General features: G+C 33.5%; 15 protein-coding genes and 2 riboswitches. Of the genes, 7 read left to right on the top strand and 8 right to left on the bottom strand.

Annotated elements, in window-relative coordinates; all coding sequences use genetic code 11:
- Position 1 precedes the first annotated feature (1 nt).
- On the bottom strand, positions 2 to 1,834 hold the full coding sequence (locus QWY92_RS09815; RefSeq protein WP_290270758.1) for a TonB-dependent receptor plug domain-containing protein: 1,833 nt from the start codon (positions 1,832 to 1,834) through the stop codon (positions 2 to 4).
- A 27-nt stretch (positions 1,835 to 1,861) separates the two neighbouring features.
- A riboswitch (cobalamin riboswitch) is annotated at positions 1,862 to 2,088 on the bottom strand.
- 544 nt (positions 2,089 to 2,632) lie between these two features.
- Positions 2,633 to 2,851: riboswitch (cobalamin riboswitch) on the bottom strand.
- Positions 2,852 to 3,031: 180 nt separating this feature from the next.
- Here QWY92_RS09815 and QWY92_RS09820 point away from each other — a divergent pair.
- The 3 genes from QWY92_RS09820 to QWY92_RS09830 are packed head-to-tail and all read left to right on the top strand — an operon-like array spanning position 3,032 to position 6,057.
- Entirely contained in the window at positions 3,032 to 4,198 is a 1,167-nt protein-coding gene (locus QWY92_RS09820; RefSeq protein ID WP_290270760.1) for an ABC transporter substrate-binding protein, read from the top strand.
- A 23-nt stretch (positions 4,199 to 4,221) separates the two neighbouring features.
- Positions 4,222 to 5,247 (top strand): FecCD family ABC transporter permease, encoded by a 1,026-nt coding sequence (locus QWY92_RS09825; RefSeq protein WP_290270762.1) that lies wholly within the window; start codon positions 4,222 to 4,224, stop codon positions 5,245 to 5,247.
- A gap of 15 nt (positions 5,248 to 5,262) precedes the next feature.
- A complete protein-coding gene (locus QWY92_RS09830) occupies positions 5,263 to 6,057 on the top strand; it encodes an ABC transporter ATP-binding protein (protein ID WP_290270764.1) in 795 nt (264 codons plus the stop codon).
- 7 nt (positions 6,058 to 6,064) lie between these two features.
- On the opposite strand, the gene QWY92_RS09835 is transcribed toward QWY92_RS09830, so the two are convergent.
- Positions 6,065 to 6,724: a hypothetical protein gene (locus tag QWY92_RS09835; RefSeq protein WP_290270766.1), complete on the bottom strand. Its 660-nt coding sequence runs from the start codon at positions 6,722 to 6,724 to the stop codon at positions 6,065 to 6,067.
- Positions 6,725 to 6,891: 167 nt separating this feature from the next.
- Positions 6,892 to 7,062 (bottom strand): hypothetical protein, encoded by a 171-nt coding sequence (locus tag QWY92_RS09840; protein WP_290270769.1) that lies wholly within the window; start codon positions 7,060 to 7,062, stop codon positions 6,892 to 6,894.
- A 134-nt stretch (positions 7,063 to 7,196) separates the two neighbouring features.
- Between QWY92_RS09840 and QWY92_RS09845 the strand changes: the two genes are divergently transcribed.
- From QWY92_RS09845 to QWY92_RS09855, 3 genes are all read left to right on the top strand, one after another.
- Positions 7,197 to 8,705: a reverse transcriptase domain-containing protein gene (locus QWY92_RS09845; RefSeq protein ID WP_290270770.1), complete on the top strand. Its 1,509-nt coding sequence runs from the start codon at positions 7,197 to 7,199 to the stop codon at positions 8,703 to 8,705.
- A gap of 57 nt (positions 8,706 to 8,762) precedes the next feature.
- Positions 8,763 to 10,115, top strand: a complete 1,353-nt coding sequence (locus QWY92_RS09850; RefSeq protein ID WP_290270772.1) for a DNA recombination protein RmuC — start codon at positions 8,763 to 8,765, stop codon at positions 10,113 to 10,115.
- 190 nt (positions 10,116 to 10,305) lie between these two features.
- Positions 10,306 to 10,842 carry an acyl-CoA thioesterase gene (locus QWY92_RS09855; RefSeq protein ID WP_290270774.1) on the top strand — a complete coding sequence of 179 codons (537 nt, stop codon included), beginning with the start codon at positions 10,306 to 10,308 and terminating at the stop codon, positions 10,840 to 10,842.
- A gap of 84 nt (positions 10,843 to 10,926) precedes the next feature.
- Here the strand turns inward: QWY92_RS09855 and QWY92_RS09860 are convergent, their stop codons facing one another.
- The 3 genes from QWY92_RS09860 to rpmH form a co-directional block, all read right to left on the bottom strand.
- Entirely contained in the window at positions 10,927 to 11,763 is an 837-nt protein-coding gene (locus QWY92_RS09860) for an SHOCT domain-containing protein (RefSeq protein WP_290270776.1), read from the bottom strand.
- A gap of 392 nt (positions 11,764 to 12,155) precedes the next feature.
- Positions 12,156 to 15,008 (bottom strand): carbamoyl-phosphate synthase large subunit, encoded by a 2,853-nt coding sequence (gene carB, locus QWY92_RS09865; protein ID WP_290270778.1) that lies wholly within the window; start codon positions 15,006 to 15,008, stop codon positions 12,156 to 12,158.
- Between the two features lie 113 nt (positions 15,009 to 15,121).
- Positions 15,122 to 15,283, bottom strand: coding sequence for a 50S ribosomal protein L34 (gene rpmH, locus QWY92_RS09870; RefSeq protein WP_290270780.1), 162 nt, complete (start codon positions 15,281 to 15,283; stop codon positions 15,122 to 15,124).
- A 289-nt stretch (positions 15,284 to 15,572) separates the two neighbouring features.
- Here rpmH and QWY92_RS09875 point away from each other — a divergent pair, with 289 nt between their 5' ends.
- The gene (locus tag QWY92_RS09875; protein ID WP_290270782.1) at positions 15,573 to 16,148 is read left to right on the top strand and encodes a DUF2892 domain-containing protein; all 576 of its coding nucleotides are present in this window, start codon (positions 15,573 to 15,575) and stop codon (positions 16,146 to 16,148) included.
- 72 nt (positions 16,149 to 16,220) lie between these two features.
- Here the strand turns inward: QWY92_RS09875 and QWY92_RS09880 are convergent, their stop codons facing one another.
- Together QWY92_RS09880 and QWY92_RS09885 are read right to left on the bottom strand one after the other, a co-directional pair.
- Positions 16,221 to 17,141 (bottom strand): lytic transglycosylase domain-containing protein, encoded by a 921-nt coding sequence (locus QWY92_RS09880; RefSeq protein WP_290270784.1) that lies wholly within the window; start codon positions 17,139 to 17,141, stop codon positions 16,221 to 16,223.
- Between the two features lie 32 nt (positions 17,142 to 17,173).
- Entirely contained in the window at positions 17,174 to 17,839 is a 666-nt protein-coding gene (locus tag QWY92_RS09885; RefSeq protein ID WP_290270785.1) for an alpha/beta hydrolase family protein, read from the bottom strand.
- Positions 17,840 to 17,906 lie beyond the last annotated feature (67 nt).

Here is a 17,906-nt window from a genome sequence, read left to right on the forward strand (position 1 = left end):
ACTAAAATTTTAAGTTAATATAAAAATTAAAATTCCTACCTGGCATAGGACGATTTAAAACGCTTTCATACGATTCGTTCCAGAAATTAAGCACTTGCGCACCTATTTTATAATTTTGTTGCTTTCCAATAGCATATTCAGCCCCTAAATTGGCAACCATATAACTATCTAAAATATTTGACGTGAAATTATCTGTGGTGGTAAAAACTTCGCCTGTATTAAGGTATTGATAATAGGCTGAAAAGTTTTTATAACCGTAACCAAACGAAGTAGTTAACTTATGAAATGGCACATAAATAAGTTGATTTCCAGTTTCTTCATTTTTAGAAACGGTGTACGCGTAAGTGGCTGAAAAACTAAACGCATGTTCCTTTATTTTTTTATTGAAAGACATTAAAGCTTCAACACCATATATTTCTACTTTACTTGTGTTTTCGGGGCGAAATACCCCAAAACTATCCGGCACCCAACTCAGTAAGTTTTTTACTGAATTATAGTATCCCGTCACTAAAAGAGACGCATTTTTAACATGAAAATTATTGCTAATTTCACCTTGATACGATTCCTCTGGCTTTAAATCGGTATTACCTAGACCTTGCCAATACAAATCGTTGTATGTTGGTATTCTAAAGTTTTTTGAAGTATTAAATTTTAATTGATAAAAATCGGTAATATCAGCCTTTACGCCAACCGAATACAGAAACGGATTGCCATAACTTTCATTTGCTTCTTGACGCAAGTTAATTTCATACAAAACCCCTTTTGAAAGCACTTGCCTAAAACTAATTAATGCCGCTGTTAAATGTCTCGTTTCTTGCGTTATACTAGAACCTTTTCCGTTATTTTGAGTATAATCGGTTCCAAACGAAAGCAACATTTTACTGCTAAGCGGATAATCTACACCGTATTTAGCTATAACACTTTCTACTTTTCCGAAGGTATAAAAATCGCTATCAACATTGGCAAAATAGCGATATTCTTCGGTAGTTGTTGCTAGTTTTAAATTGGATTTGAATTTTCCAAAAGCACTCTTCCACTCTACTAATGAGCGTGTGTTTAAATCGAAATATTTCGTTTTTAATGCATTTGGTGTTGGTACCGAAAAGTTTCGACGTCCTTTATAAATATTCGCATAAATATTTAAAGTGTTTTTAGCATTTAGCTTGGTACCTGCCGCGAAACTGATGTTCGTGTTTTGGTATTGTCCATTTTTATTAACTCGATTGGTTTCTAAGTAAGGGTAATCATTATTCGATCCCATTTTGGCAACACCCAACATCAAACTCACCTTCTCGTTAGCATAGCTTGTTCTGTAGTCTATACCGTAGGTGTTAAATTCGCCGTAATTAGTAAACAATTCATTATTAAACCCTGTATTATAAGCCAACTCGTTAACCAGGTTAATACTTCCACCTATGGCACCACTACCATCAGCAACGCTCGATCCTCCAGCTTTTATTTCAATCTTATTATAACCTCTCGTGTTTATAGTATTAAAATCGGTTTGGCCTGTAGTTTGCGAATTGATACTAATGCCATTCCAAAGTACAGCCGTTTGCGAAGCTGTTGTTCCTCTAAAAGATGGAGATGACACCATGCCCAATCCGTTTTCCTTAAAATATACTGTACTGTTGTAATTGAGTAGATTGGTCAACGAGGCTTGATTTTGCCTTAACACACTATCTTTCAAAATACTCACATTGGTGGTATATATAGAATCTTTGATGCGGTAAGCTGTTAAAAGCACCTCACCCAAAGCAGTCACAGGTTTAGCCTGCGAATACACTTGTCCAAAAAAGACACCAAAAAATAGTACTAAAATTGTTTTTCCCATAAATTCAAGACTTTTTACCCGAAAGTCATTCATATTTTGAAATTGGCAGGTCTCCTGACTTGCGTCCTCATGTTTGTCTTCCCAAAGCATTTGCTTCAGTGACGTTGAAGTGTAACATGAGGCTTTATAGCCTACAGTTGCGGGAACAGTTCAAGAATTATTTCAATACGCCTTTAAAAACGTAAATCCACTTACTTGATTCCCTTTTAATTCATCTAATTGAAATAGATGAAACCAAATTTCGCTGCAAAGCTAATCCTTTTGTTCTATATTCTGTTATAAACGGGGCATAACATTCCTATAAATTATTTAAATAATGGGCTTGGATAAATACTAGTGTTTTTTACACCTAATATTTTTTTAATATGAAGACATAAAGTAGTTTTTAGAACCGTTTATTTGAATTATGATAAACTTCAAACAAATCAAAACCAATATTAATCGAAATTACAAAGGGCCTCTCACCTCCTCATGTAAGTTCTCGTTTGATTAATACAACAACCGACTAAGTTATTAGGTTCTGATTAAGCAAAGCAATTGTAAGACAAGCGTTCCTTACCGGTTCTTCAAAACTATTTATTTTTATTTTAATCTATTTTTAAATAATGTAAACACCTCTTAATTGTAACGTGCTTATGTTAACCAAAATTAATTGAATCTTTGGTAATTTCCTCGTAAATATGCATCAAAAATTTAAGACAACACTAACTTACACTTACAATCTCTTGCAAATTCAAAAAAAACTAATATGTAAAATTATGTTTCATAAATCTTTAAAAATTCTTTACCCGAGAATTACTTTAGATGCTGAATATGGCAGGTCTCCTGACTTATTTTATGTTACCTTACCTTCCCAGTAAATACCAGTGGTTTTGAAGTTAATAACACCTTCTAACGAAGTACCGAATACCGTTTCGATAAAAATTCACAGTTGCGGGAACAGTCCTAGATTTTAACTAGATTCCCTTTTAATTCGTTCAATATCTATTGAATAAAACCAAATTCTTTACAAAAATAGATTCTTTTTCAAATGCAAACTAATGAAATTCACTTTTTCTTATTCAATTTATAAACAAGATAAATAAAACCAACTAAAAAATGTAGGATTATAATTCCCCCTACTATATATATTGTTAAATTTGACCCGCCTCTCATAACCGAAATTTTAAATAAAGTTAAAAAACCTAATCTATCTCAATGTTACTATTGTTACAAAAAAAGTACATATCGTCCATTTTACTTTTTATTTTTATAGGATTTCTTTCTTGCAAAAACGAACAAAAGGAACCGCCTTTAGAATTTGCCAACGGTACATCGGTACCTTTAAAATACGCCAAAGGTTTTTCGGTAACACAATTTAAAAACTACAAAGTTTTAGAAATTAAAAATCCTTGGCCAAAATCGGAAAAAAGTTATCGCTACGTTCTAATTAATAAGGAAAACGCCGCTAAAACAACCTTTATGCGCGACGAATTTGATGGTATCATAACAAATCCCATCGAGCGTATTGTAGTCACATCGACCACCCATATTCCGGGGTTAGAACTTTTAAACGAAGAAAACACACTCGTTGGTTTTCCTGGTACAAAATATGTTTCTTCCGAAAAGGTAAGAACCCGAATTGATAATGAAAGCATTAGAGAACTGGGTAAAAACGAAGGTATTAATACCGAAGTTTTATTAGAATTAAATCCCGAATTAGTTGTTGCTTTCGGCATTGACGGCAACAATAAATCTTTAGATAACATTTCTAAATCGGGTATTCCTGTTGTTTTTAATGGCGATTGGGTTGAAGAATCTCCTCTAGCAAAAGCTGAATGGATTAAGTTTTTTGGCGCCCTATACAACAAAGAAAAACAAGCTGATTCTATTTTTAATCACATCGAAACAGAATATTTAAACGCAAAAAAAATAGCCAAAAACGTAGCACATAAGCCCACTATTTTAAGTGGTGCCATGCATAATGATGTTTGGTATTTACCTAACGGAACAAGTACCGAAGCGCAATTATTAAGAGATGCCAACACCCATTATTTATGGGAAGACACGGAAGGTACCGGTAGTTTACATCTCAATTTTGAAAGCGTTTTTATGAAAGCTAAAAACGCCGAAATCTGGTTAAGCCCATCAAATTATTCGAGTTTAGAAAGCCTGAAAGATTCAAACGAGCACAACGCCGAGTTTGATGCTTTTAAAAATAAAAATATTTATACCGCTAACAATACCACCGGAGCTACAGGTGGCGTTTTATATTTTGAACAAGGCATGAGTCGTCCCGATTTAGTTTTAAAAGACTTAATTAAAATTTGTCACCCAGAATTGCAACCCAATTACGACCTTTACTTCTTTAAACCTTTAAAGTAAACATTACAGCCAAAACCTTAAAAATGACTAAAAACTACCGGTTTTCATTTATAGCATTAACCCTAATTTTAGTGGTTTGCCTTTTTATGAATATCAGTTTAGGGTCAGTTTCCATTCCGTTTAATGCAGTTTTTAATAGTTTACTAGGCAACACATTAGAGCAAGACAGTTGGGGGCATATTATCCAAAATTACAGATTACCAAAAGCCATAACCGCCATTATTGTAGGTTCTGGATTAGGTATTTCGGGCTTGTTAATGCAAACGCTTTTCCGCAATCCGCTAGCAGGTCCTTTTGTTTTGGGTATTAGTTCGGGGGCCAGTTTGGGTGTGGCTTTAATTATTTTAGGTTCAGGCCTTTTTGGTGGTGTTTTTGCCGCTCTCTTTATATCTAAATGGGGGATTGTTATTGCTGCCAGTTTAGGTAGTTTTTTAGTACTCCTTTCGGTTTTAATGGTGTCTATAAAAGTACGCGATACTATGGCTATCCTAATAATCGGTCTTATGTTTGCCAGTATTACAGCCGCTATTGTTAGTGTGCTTTCCTATTTTGGTTCGGCACAACAATTACAGCAATATGTATTTTGGGGCTTTGGCAGTTTAGGAAATCTTTCGTGGAACGACCTCTCCATTTTTCTTATTATTTATGGACTGGGTATTCTCGGTAGTGTATTTTCAATAAAAGCATTAAACACCTTACTTTTGGGTGAAAATTATGCTAAAAGTTTAGGTTTAAACATCAAGCAAAGTCGATTAATCATCATTATAACCACGAGTTTACTTGCCGGAACTATTACTGCTTTCACAGGCCCTATTGCCTTTATAGGCTTAGCCATTCCGCATTTAACACGTCAAATTTTCAACACATCAAACCATAAAATATTATTACCTGCCGTATTTTTACTAGGCGCCATTGTAATGCTTATTTGCGATAGCATTGCGCAAGTCCCAAATAGCGATTACACCCTACCTATTAACGCTATTACCAGTTTGGTTGGTGCGCCGGTAGTTATTTGGTTGTTGGTTAGAAAACGTCGCATGGTATTTTAATTTAACTGAAAAACATTGAGTAAACCAAACCCACATATCATTTTAAAAACCGAAAATTTAACCATCGGTTATGCCACAAAAAAGGCAAAAACGGTAGTGGCATCGCATATTAATATTGCACTAAAAAAAGGTGAATTGGTAGGATTAATTGGCGCTAATGGTATTGGAAAATCCACCTTATTACGCACGCTAACGCATGTTCAAAATCCGTTAGAAGGTACTGTTTTTATTAACGACAAAGCTATTTCAGATTATGTCTCACTCGATTTAGCTAAAGTGATGAGCTTGGTTTTAACCGAAAAAATAAGCGCTAACAATGTTTCGGTTTACGAATTAATAGCCTTGGGCCGTCAGCCGTATACCAATTGGATTGGTAATTTATCAGACCATGATAAAACTGTTATTAATAAAGCGATTGCACAAACTGATATTGAAGATTTAAAACATAAAAAATGTTTTGAATTAAGCGATGGCCAACTTCAAAAAGTGATGATTGCACGTGCCCTAGCACAGGATACCGATTTAATTATTCTGGACGAACCCACCTCGCATCTCGACATGTACCATAAAGCATACATTTTGAAATTACTTCAGAAATTAGCTAAAGAAACCGGAAAAACCATTCTATTTTCTTCTCATGAAATTGATTTAGCCATTCAACTTTGCGATACTTTAATTGTCATGAATAACGACAAAGTGATTTCGGACCAGCCTTGTAAACTCATTCAGAATGGCGTTTTTGAAACGCTTTTTCCGAAGGATTTAATTGTTTTTGATAAAGAAACGGGAAGTTTTAGGGTGAAGAAGTGAATACTTACTATAGTTCTAAACCTTCAACAAAAAATTCTTTAGGCAGATATTCTTCGCTAAACTTTTGTTGTAAATGATTAAACCACATAACTTTGAACGATTGATCACTAATGATTCTTTTAGGCTTACCGTCTGTATAAAACAAATCTTTTTGTTCTTCATTCTTTATCCCGGATAAGATAAAATCTGGTGACTGAAAAGATGGGCCAGGTGTTTTTTCTAGAACATGTCCATCATAAGATTTTCTGTGTTCTAATTTTTTTGTTTTAAACTGTACTCGTTTTCCAAACTCATAGTTAAAATTACTTTTATAATTTAAAACCTCTGATATTAAATCAACAGTCAAAGACTTGCTCTTACTTTCATCTTTTCTGTAGTACTTAAGCTCTAAGTAACTTTTAATTAAAGAATTATAAATAGTTTTCTCGACAAATTCACTTTTATTAGCATTAAAAAAAACACATACATATTTCACTACATCAGCTATTTGTGCTTTTTCAATCACATCACTGTAAAGATTTTTTTTATCTTCCTTTTCATATAACACTTCTTTTATTAACATTAGCGGTGGTACGTGAGCAGGAAACTCCATAATTCTTTTAGGAACATAACTAAACAATGGATGTGATTTAAGTGTTACAATATCTCCTATTTTAAATACAGCCATATTCTTTCTTTATTTTTTACTAAATATAAGAATAATAGTATATTTACCTGAAAGTAAGGAAGTTCTTTAGTTAAAAGGAATAAAACATTTGTTGAACTACTGTATTGGTTATTAATCAATCACTTAATCCGACCTTTTCGATAGAAATGGGATAATAAATATGGTGATTAAGTACTATGTAATTCTGTTAGTTTTGTTACACCAACATAAGAAATTATTTTCGGAAGTAACGTTACTACCTCAATAATTCTTATTAGAACATTGATATACACCAAGCTGTGGCATACATTAAAGGCTTCTAAAGCTAAGGTAATTATTGCTAGGGTAAGTTCTATCATATATAAGTATTTATTAATTAGACGTACAATTGCAACGTGAGTCGAGAACTCGGCTAATGGTTCAATCCTTTTTAAGGTGTAAGTTTTATTCTGTTATAAATACGTGCGAGAACTTCTCTTACTTTTATTAAAATATGAAAGCACAAAAAGATTGGTTTAAAGACAGAGGGTATCCACATTTTACTAATAAGACTCCAATGTCTATTAGAAAAAATATTGAGCGCTTTGTAACCAATCAAAAAAAAGTAGCACAGCATTCCTTCTCCCCTCTTATTTTTAAAGAAATCAAACAAAGGAGATATAAATTATCCAAATTCAATGATGTTAAACGGCGTTCGCATAAAAAACTAAAGCATGATAAAATTGTATCGAACTCTAAAATTAGAGAAATACTATACGCAACTCACATAGATGCACATATCTACTCGTATTATACCCAACAAATAATAACACCAAAATACGAAGCTTACCTAGAACAAAACCCTTTACTTTCAAATTCAATAACGGCATACAGGCAAATAGAAACAGACAATAAGCTTAAATTTAAAAACAATGTGCATTTTGCAAAAGATGTATTTGATGAAATTAAACGAAGAGAAAACTGTGTTGCACTTGTTTTAGATATAGAAAACTTTTTCCCAAGTCTAAACCATAAAAAATTAAAATTAGCTTGGGCGAAGATATTAGGTCATAAAACGCTACCGAAAGATCATTTCAACCTTTTTAAAGCGACTACAAAGTTTTCTTATGTAAAGCTGAAAGACCTAAAAACTAAAAATAGTCATTTTGATGAAAAAGAATTATCTAAACATAGAAAAGCAGGTAAGCATACTTTTTTTGAAAATATAAAAGACCTCATTGATTCTGATGTTATAATTCATAAAAACCAAAAACATGATGACGATAAAAACCTAATGGGAATACCTCAAGGTTTACCTATTAGCGCATTATTGGCGAATATCTACATGTTAGATTTTGATAAAGCCGTTTTAAATGAGTTAACCTTAAACCACAATGTGTTTTACCGAAGATATTCCGATGATATCGTGGTGATTTGTAAAGAACATCAAATATCTTTAATTGAAGAATTTGTCAAAAATGAAATGACAAAAAACAAATTAACGGTATCCTTAGAGAAAACAGAAAAAACACTTTTCAAAATAAACAATAGTCGTTTACAATGTTATAAAATTAAGAAAAACGGGAGTTTAAAAGAAAATATCCCCTTAAACTACTTAGGTTTTGAGTTTTATGGTTATCAAACATTAATTAAATCTAAAAACCTAGCTAAGTTTTATAGAGAAATGAAACAAACTATAAAACGTAAGCATAAACGAGTTGAGATTATAAAAGAAAAACACCTTATGGATGACGCTCCAATATTTAAAAGAAAACTATATAGACTTTTTAGTTTTAAAGGTGAAAAGTCTAGAATGTTACCAGCAAAACGAACCAACTATATTGATGGCAAAGCGCAAACTGATTATTTTGACCGAAAGTTTAGAGGTAATTATTTAAGATATGCTTACAGAGCATCGGACGATTTAGAAGCTCCAGAAATAAAAAGACAACTACGGAATCATTGGGAAATACTTCAGAAAACAATGAAAAAATATGATTTTTCGAATGTGAAGAAAGACTAAAGAGTTTAAATTACAACTCTTATAATTTCTTACTTTTACAACATACAACTTAATAAAATGAACGACAATCTCATCTTAATTCTCGCTATTCTTATTTCGGCCTTAATTGGTGCTTATTTAGGCATGCTTTTTACCAAACTAAAATCTAAAAGCGAAAAAAGCACTTTAGAAGAACGCAATAGTAATTTACAGAACCAATTTGAAGCGTTTAAACAACAAACTGCATCCGAAAAACAGGAACAAAAAGTAACAATTTCTAAAATTGAAAACGACCGCGAAAATATTCGTCGTGAAAAAGATTTTTTAAATGCTGAATTAGCTCGCAGAAATACAGAGTTTGAAAACTTACAAGCTTTAAACCAAAAGCGCGATGCGGAATTAGAAGAACGCCAAGCCCAACTTCGAAAAGATTTTGAACTGCTTGCTACTAAAATTTTAGATGAAAAATCGGAGAAATTTACGCTTCAGAATAAAGAAAACATAAAAAACATTTTAACACCACTTCAAGAAAAAATTAAAGGTTTTGAAGAAAAAGTAGATTTAACGCAAAAGGAAAGCATTAGTATGCATTCGGCTTTAAAAGAGCAATTATTGGGCTTAAAAGATTTAAACCAACAAATGACCAAAGAAGCCACCAACCTAACAAGAGCGCTAAAAGGTGACAGCAAAATGCAAGGTAATTGGGGTGAATTGGTTTTAGAGCGTGTACTTGAAAAATCGGGATTAGAAAAAGATCGTGAGTATTTTGTACAACAAAGTTTTACATTAGAAGACGGCTCACGCGTGTTACCCGATGTGGTTTTAAATTTACCCGACGGTAAAAAAATGATTATTGATAGTAAAGTGTCATTAACCGATTACGAACGTTTTGTAAACGCAGAAGATGAAGAAAAACCACTGTTTCTAAAAGCTCATGTAAATTCGATTAGAAGGCATGTCGATCAACTTTCGGCAAAAAACTACCAAGATTTATATGATATTGAATCACCAGATTTCGTGCTGCTGTTTATCCCTATAGAACCTGCTTTTGCTGTGGTTGTAAATGAAGATAATGCGATTTACAATAAAGCCTTTGAGAAAAATATAGTGATTGTTACACCATCGACTTTACTCGCCACTCTGCGCACCATCGACAGTATGTGGAATAACGAAAAGCAACAACAAAACGCCGTTGAAATTGCCCGACAAGCCGGAGCTCTTTACGATAAGTTCGAAGGTTTAGTAAGAGATTTAACCAACGTTGGAAAGAAAATTGATGCAGCAAAAACTGATTATTCTGCCGCTATGAACAAACTGGTTGATGGCCGAGGCAATATCATTACAAGTGTAGAAAAGCTTAAAAAAATGGGAGCAAAAGCTAAAAAGGCACTGCCTGAAGCTATAATTAAACGAGCTCAAGAGGAGGAATAATAAAAACTTCCACCGCATAACGTATTGATATATTATTTGTAAAGCAAAACGATGGCTACGAAAACCATTTTTTAAAAGTAGATTTTTGTAAAACTTCCTAAAAATTAAATACCTTTATAGATTACGTTAAATATATTTCTATTTTAGAATATATTTCGAAGTATTATTTAAAACTAAACGACTAAAATTTATGTTTAAGCATTCCGAAGAATCTCAAATTTCAATTACAGAATTAATGCTTCCATCCCACTCTAATTTTAGTGGAAAAATTCATGGTGGACATATTTTATATTTAATGGATCAAATTGCCTTTGCTTGCGCTTCTAAGCACTCTAGAAACTACTGTGTAACGGCTTCTGTAAACAAAGTCGATTTTTTAAACCCTATTGAAGTCGGACAATTAGTAACGCTTAAAGCCTCTGTTAATTACACCGGAAGAACTTCTATGGTGATTGGTTTACGTGTGGAATCGGAAAATATTCAAACCGGAGAAGTGAAGCACTGTAACTCGTCTTATTTTACCATGGTTGCTAAAGATGAAAATGGTAAAAATGTGCCTGTGCCAGGTTTAATTCTAGATACCGAACAAAGTGTAAGACGTTTTGCGCGCAGTATTGTAAGGCAAGACCAAGCGAAGTCTAGATTTTCACGTTTTAATTCTTCGGAATTTAAAATTGAAGAACACATCGATGTTGTTAAAGCCCAAAATGCTCAGGTTACTTTGTAAAATGCATTTAAAAACATAAAAACGGTCTATATTCTGAATATTTTATTCAGAATATAGACCGTTTTAAATAACTCATACACCGTTTTACAATCGGCTTAATAATTCGGCTTTCTTGTTTTCAAACTCAGAAACCGTTAGAATTTCCTTGTTTTTTAAAGCTGCCAATTTTTCTATTTTACTAAAAATATCTTCCTCGAAATCAGTTGTGTTATTTGTATTATTTAACACGGGAGCCGATTCTAAAATGATAGGTTCTGGCTGATTTTGATTCGTATTATTATTATTATTATTATTAGCGTTGTTATTATTGTTGTTAACAATAGGTTCCTGTATTGGTGCCGGTTTATCTGGACCTCCTGAGATAATAGGTAATGTATTTAAATCGACTTGACCGTATTGACTTGTAAAGTTTACAGAGTAATTACCGCCTTGTTGTTGACCAACACCACCAATTTGATTATCTAAAGTATCAAAAACTGTAACTTTCCCGTTTTGTTGAATGGCCAAACGTGCGATGTTAGAAAATATAGCATAGCTCATGCCGTTTTGACTTCCTGTTGAATTTGGAAACCCTAAATCGCCCCACCAGTTACCAGAATTTGATTGAAAACCGTTTTGATTTTCTACTTTAGGTAATGGTTTATATTGTATAGCACCTTGATTTATTAAATTTGATAGTTCCACACAAAGTCCGTCTACCGTAGATTTTAGTTGGTAGTTAAACATATCGCCTACCATAGTCATACCACCTTGCATCCATTGGCCTCCTCCGCCTAATTCCGGGATATTAAATTGTGCCATAGTACCATTACTTAACATAAGGGCTTGCGTTAAATTTGTAACAGCGTTAACGCTTATTCCATAGCGGTTCGCTACATTCTGCATGTTTTGAAAACTTGCATCTGTGAATATTGCATTCATAATTATTTTTTCTTTTTTAAACTGCTAACCTAACAATTTTAGGCAAAGGTAGACTATCATTTTTTTAATAACGCTCTTTTATACAGAAGTTTAGCATTTATTTTTGATGATCCTTTTTAGACTTTGAACGACTGCCTAAACATCCCCGAATGTCCCGCGTTAGGGATTGATGCGGCATCCTTTTTTTGTGCTTTATTAGACCATGCTTTTGAAAGATGACATACTTCAAAAAAAGTTCTAACTTTTAAATTAGCACGATTTAAACAAAAAAAGATATAGCGGAAAGCCCGACCTGTTTCCTGAACTTATTTCAGGAAACAGGTAACGTCCAAAAACAAAAAAAACCTCACATTGCTGCGAGGTTTTTAATTCTATATGGATTGTTTTTAAGTTTATTTACTTAAATACATTTTACGTCTTGAATATAAATCGTAAAAGGCATCATCTTTTAAACTATCGATAAACAGGATGCTTTCGCCCGTACTTTTCATTTCTGGACCTAGCTTTTTATTTACGTTATGGAATTTATTAAAAGAGAAAACCGGTTGCTTTATAGCGTAGCCTTCTAATTTAGGATTGAAAACGAAATCTTTCACTTTCTTTTCGCCTAACATTACTTTTGTAGCGTAATTTACATACGGCTCGCCGTAAGCTTTTGCTATAAAAGGTACGGTTCTAGAGGCTCTTGGATTGGCTTCGATAATGTAAACTACATCGTCTTTAACCGCAAACTGGATATTAATTAACCCAACCGTATTAAGGGCTAAGGCTATTTTTTTAGTGTGGTCTTTTATTTGTTGCATCACTAAATCGCCCAAGTTGAAAGGTGGTAATAACGAGTTACTATCGCCAGAGTGAATTCCGCAAGGCTCAATGTGCTCCATGATTCCGATGATGTAAACATCTTCGCCATCGCAAATAGCATCGGCTTCGGCCTCAATGGCTCCATCTAAATAGTGATCGAGTAGTAATTGGTTGCCAGGCATTCTGCTTAATAAATCTACAACGTGCTTTTCTAGCTCTTCTTTATTGATTACAATTTTCATGCCTTGACCACCAAGAACGTACGATGGACGTACTAATATTGGGAAGTCTAACACATCGGCAATGGCAGAAGCTTCGTCGGCTGTGGTTGCAATATCAAACTCTGGATAAGGAATGTTGTTTTCTTTAAGCATGTTAGAGAACAGTCCGCGATCTTCTGCTAAATCTAGCGCTTCGAAACTTGTTCCTAATATTTTAATCCCGTATTTGGTTAATTTTTCAGCTAGTTTTAAGGCTGTTTGCCCTCCTAACTGAACGATAACACCTTCTGGTTTTTCGTGCTTAATGATGTCGTAAATATGTTCCCAAAATACTGGTTCGAAGTACAATTTGTCTGCCGTATCGAAATCGGTTGAAACTGTTTCTGGGTTACAGTTGATCATGATGGTTTCGTAACCACATTCTGCAGCTGCTAAAACGCCGTGAACACAACAGTAATCGAACTCGATACCTTGACCAATTCTGTTTGGTCCAGATCCTAATACAATAACTTTTTTCTTATCGGTTACAATACTTTCATTATCGGCATAACGTTTTCCGTCGGCCGTTTCCATATCACTTTCAAAAGTTGAATAGTAATACGGTGTTTTAGCTTCGAACTCGGCGGCACAGGTATCTACCAATTTGTATACACGGTTTACACCTAATTCTTCACGTTTGCTATAAACTTGACTTTCTAAACAACCCAACATGTGCGCTATTTGTCGATCGCCATATCCTTTTTGTTTCGCTTCTAAAAGTAAATCTTTTTCGATTGTATCGATAGTAAAGGTAGAAATCTCGTTTTTAAGCATATGAAGTTCTTCATATTGCTTTAAGAACCACATATCAATTTTTGTGATTTCGTGAATTCTGCTTAACGGAATTCCCATTTCGATAGCATCATAAATAATAAAAACACGATCCCAAGAAGCGTAAGTTAACTTCTCAATGATTTGTTCGTAATTCTTATTTTCTTTACCGTCGGCACCTAAACCGTTTCTTTTAATTTCTAGTGACTGCGTGGCTTTGTGTAAGGCTTCTTGAAAAGAACGCCCGATACCCATAACCTCACCTACAGATTTCATTTGAAGTCCTAAAGTTCTATCTGAACCTTCGAATTTATCAAAATTCCATCGTGGTATTTTTACAATTACATAATCTAATGTTGGCTCGAAAAGCGCTGATGTTGATTTTGTAATTTGATTATTTAATTCATCTAAATGATACCCTAGAGCTAATTTAGCAGCAATTTTTGCAATAGGATATCCTGTTGCTTTACTTGCTAATGCTGAAGAACGCGATACACGTGGGTTAATTTCAATGGCAATAATATCTTCTTTTTCATCTGGAGAAATAGCGAACTGTACGTTACATCCTCCTGCGAAATCGCCAATACTACGCATCATGTGTATGGCCATGTCGCGCATTTTTTGGAACGTTTTATCACTTAAAGTCATAGCTGGTGCTACAGTGATAGAATCTCCGGTATGAATACCAATTGGATCCATATTTTCGATAGAACAAATAATAACAACATTATCATTTGAATCTCTAAGTAACTCTAACTCGTATTCTTTCCAACCAATTAAGGCCTTATCAATCATTACTTCGTGGATTGGAGAAATTTCTAATCCGCGCGTTAATAATTCATCAAAATCTTCTTCTCTATAAACAAAAGAGGCGCCCGCTCCACCTAAAGTAAATGAGGCTCTAATAATTAAAGGGAAACCAAATTCTTGCGCAATTTCTTTACCTTTTAAGAAAGATGTTGCCGTTGCTTGTGGTGCCATAGGAATTCCTATTTTAAGCATCAGCTCACGAAACTGCTCTCTATCTTCAGTAATATTAATGGCATCGATATCTACACCAATGATTTCAACATCAAAATCTTTCCAAATTCCTTTTTCATCCGCTTCAATACATAGATTTAAAGCCGTTTGCCCACCCATAGTTGGTAAAACAGCGTCTATTTGAGGATGTTCTTTTAAAATTTGAATTAACGATTTTGTAGTTAGTGGAAGTAAATACACATGATCGGCCATAGAAGGATCGGTCATGATTGTTGCGGGATTAGAGTTTATTAAAACGGTTTCAATTCCGTCTTCTCTAAGCGATCGCAGCGCTTGGGTTCCTGAATAATCAAATTCACAGGCCTGCCCTATTACAATAGGACCTGAGCCAATAATTAATATCGATTTTAGTTTTGGATTTTTTGGCATTTTTACGCGTTATTTATTGTCACTTAATGTGTTGCAAAAATAGTAAATCGTTGACATAAAAAAAGGCGTTACACCTAAGTAACACCTTATATTTTATTAACAATTGTTAATCATTATTTTTTATGTCTAGTTTCAGTAGAAACAGATATTTTCTTTCTTCCTTTAGCTCTTCTACGTGCTAATACCTTTCTACCATTAGCAGAAGCCATTCTTTCTCTAAAACCGTGCTTGTTTCTTCTTTTTCTCTTAGAAGGCTGAAACGTTCTTTTACTCATTATCTTGTGTCTTTAAAACTGAATTGTATTTTATAATATCTTAGCTCGGGTATCCCCTAAAACTGACGGCAAATATACGAAGAGTTTTCACTTTGACAAATGTTATTTTAAATATTTTCATAATAATTTCACTTGTACCGAAAACATTAACAACACCGCAATATATTTGACTTCATGCTTGTTTTTTATGATAAAGGAATAATTTGTTTTTCATAAAATTTTAGTTTCTTTGCATAATTAACAGTTAACAAGCAGGAAATTATCCTCTAATTTAGAACAAAATACAACCATGTACAATAAAATTATAAAACTTATTATCGCAGCGGGAATTATCGCTTTTGCCATTTATCAATTTACCGAAGGTTATATAGGTAATGGTATTATGCTTATTTTATTATCGCTTATCTTTATATTTCTATACTTTAGAAATGAGTTTATACTTTTAGCTTTTTTGAAATTAAGAAAACAAGATTTTGAAGGCGCTACAAAATGGTTAAACAAAATTAAAAATCCAGAAGCCGCTTTAATAAAGAAACAACAAGGTTATTTCAATTACTTACACGGTGTAATGGTATCGCAATCTAATATGAATGAAGCGGAAAAATACTTTAAGAAAGCCATTTCTTTAGGATTAACTATGGATCACGATTTAGCGATGGCCAAACTTAATTTAGCAGGTATTGCTTTTTCAAAGAAAAGAAAAATAGAAGCTCAAAAATTACTTACTGAAGCTACAAAATTGGATAAACAAGGCATGTTAACTGACCAAATAAAAATGATGAAAGATAATATGAAACGTGCCGTTGGACCAAACCAACATTACGGTGCTGGCGGATCGGTAAGAGCTCAAAAACGTAGAGGGTAGATTTTTAAACTCTTTTTATTGCATAAAAAAAGCCAACACTTTCGTGTTGGCTTTTTTGTATCTTATGATATATTAGTTATAAAAACCTTCCTTCGGAATATCTAAAAAGTATTGTTTTCTAGACCTGTTATTCAGGTGTGGTTCACGTAACCAAGGGTTATGCAATTTTAATATTTTGTAGTTGATACCAAAGTTTTCAGCAAACTTTGTAAAATCGGTTACCGCTGTATCCACCTCTACTTTATACGTTGGGATTTCTTTGTACAAATCTTTTTCTCTAAAATTAAAACCATACGTATCTGGATTAGATAAAATTTCTTTTAAAGCTACAATTCTAAACATGTAACGTCCCGTTTCTTCACCTAAAAGCAAATCGTAATACGTGTTTACGTTTTGTTCTCTTAAACGTCTAGATACACCTGCATTACCCGCGTTATAGGCCGCTGCAGCCAAAGTCCAAGACCCTAAACTCGCTTTCGATTTTAATAAATATTTACAAGCCACCTCGGTAGCTAATTCTAAATTGTAACGTTCGTCTACATTACTATTAACCTCTAACCCGTTTTCGCGTCCGGTAGCTGGCATAATTTGCCAAACACCACGAGCACCTGCTGGAGAAACCGCATTGGTTAAGCCACTTTCTATAACGGCTAAATATTTAAAATCGTCTGGCACACCATGCTTTGCCAAAATAGGCTCTATAATAGGGAAATACTTTTTAGCACGTTTAAACATCAACAATCCATTAGATTGCCAATATGTATTTACAAGTAATTCTCTATCCATGCGCTCAAAAATATCAGGGTTTTTTAGCGGCATGGCTTCTCCTGCAAAATCTAATTGCTCTGGAACTTGTAAGGCATAAACATTATAATCGTTAACTAATTTAGTTTCAAAATTTTCATCGGTAGGGGCGTCTTGAAAGGCGTTAACAAATAACACACACAAACTTAACAATCCTATCATAGCAAGGGACTTCTGTACAATTTTCATTTTTCTATTTTTATTTAAATATAGTTTTTAATTTAGTTCTGTAAAATAATTTTAGGCAAATTTTCATTAAACCATTTGTATTTATTTATTACCGCAATATGTGTTCCGTTTTTAAGCACTATACAGTCTTTTATGTTTTTTATGGGAAAAACACCATCAGCATCGCCATGAATATGAATAATACCCTTTGGTACTTCCGTTTGATTCCAACACAACATTTGCTCTATGGCCCAAGATAAATAACGACTATCATTTACCGAAAGGTATTTTTGATAGAGTTCTATTCGTTTTTTAACGACTTCACCAACGGCATATTTTTCGAACACATCAATATTTGCAGCTAATTGCGTAGGAACTAACTTATAAGCTTTAGTTGCTTTTGCTATAACCATTCTTTTAGGTAATTCAAACATCGATTTTACACTAGACACAATAATGAGTTTTCTAGGCGTGATATGTTTTGCCATTTCTTGTACTAGCACACCTCCAAAAGACACCCCTAATAGCACAATATTTTCATGCTTTATATGCTGGCACATACGCAATGCATAATCCCTAAGCGATTCATTATCAATTGGTATCATCCATTCTAGTAAATGAATTTGAAAATGAGCTTCCGGTAATTTAATATTCTCAAAAATCAAAGGACTCGCAGCCATTCCGGGCATTAAATAAACATGTATTAACTCTTGACTCATAAGGGATTAAGATCTATTTAACTTTTATATAGGTTTTTTTTCGTATTTTTGCACTACAAACTTATAC

The sequence above is a fragment of the Algibacter miyuki genome, assembly GCF_030409805.1.
Classification (GTDB): Bacteria; Bacteroidota; Bacteroidia; order Flavobacteriales; family Flavobacteriaceae; genus Algibacter; species Algibacter miyuki.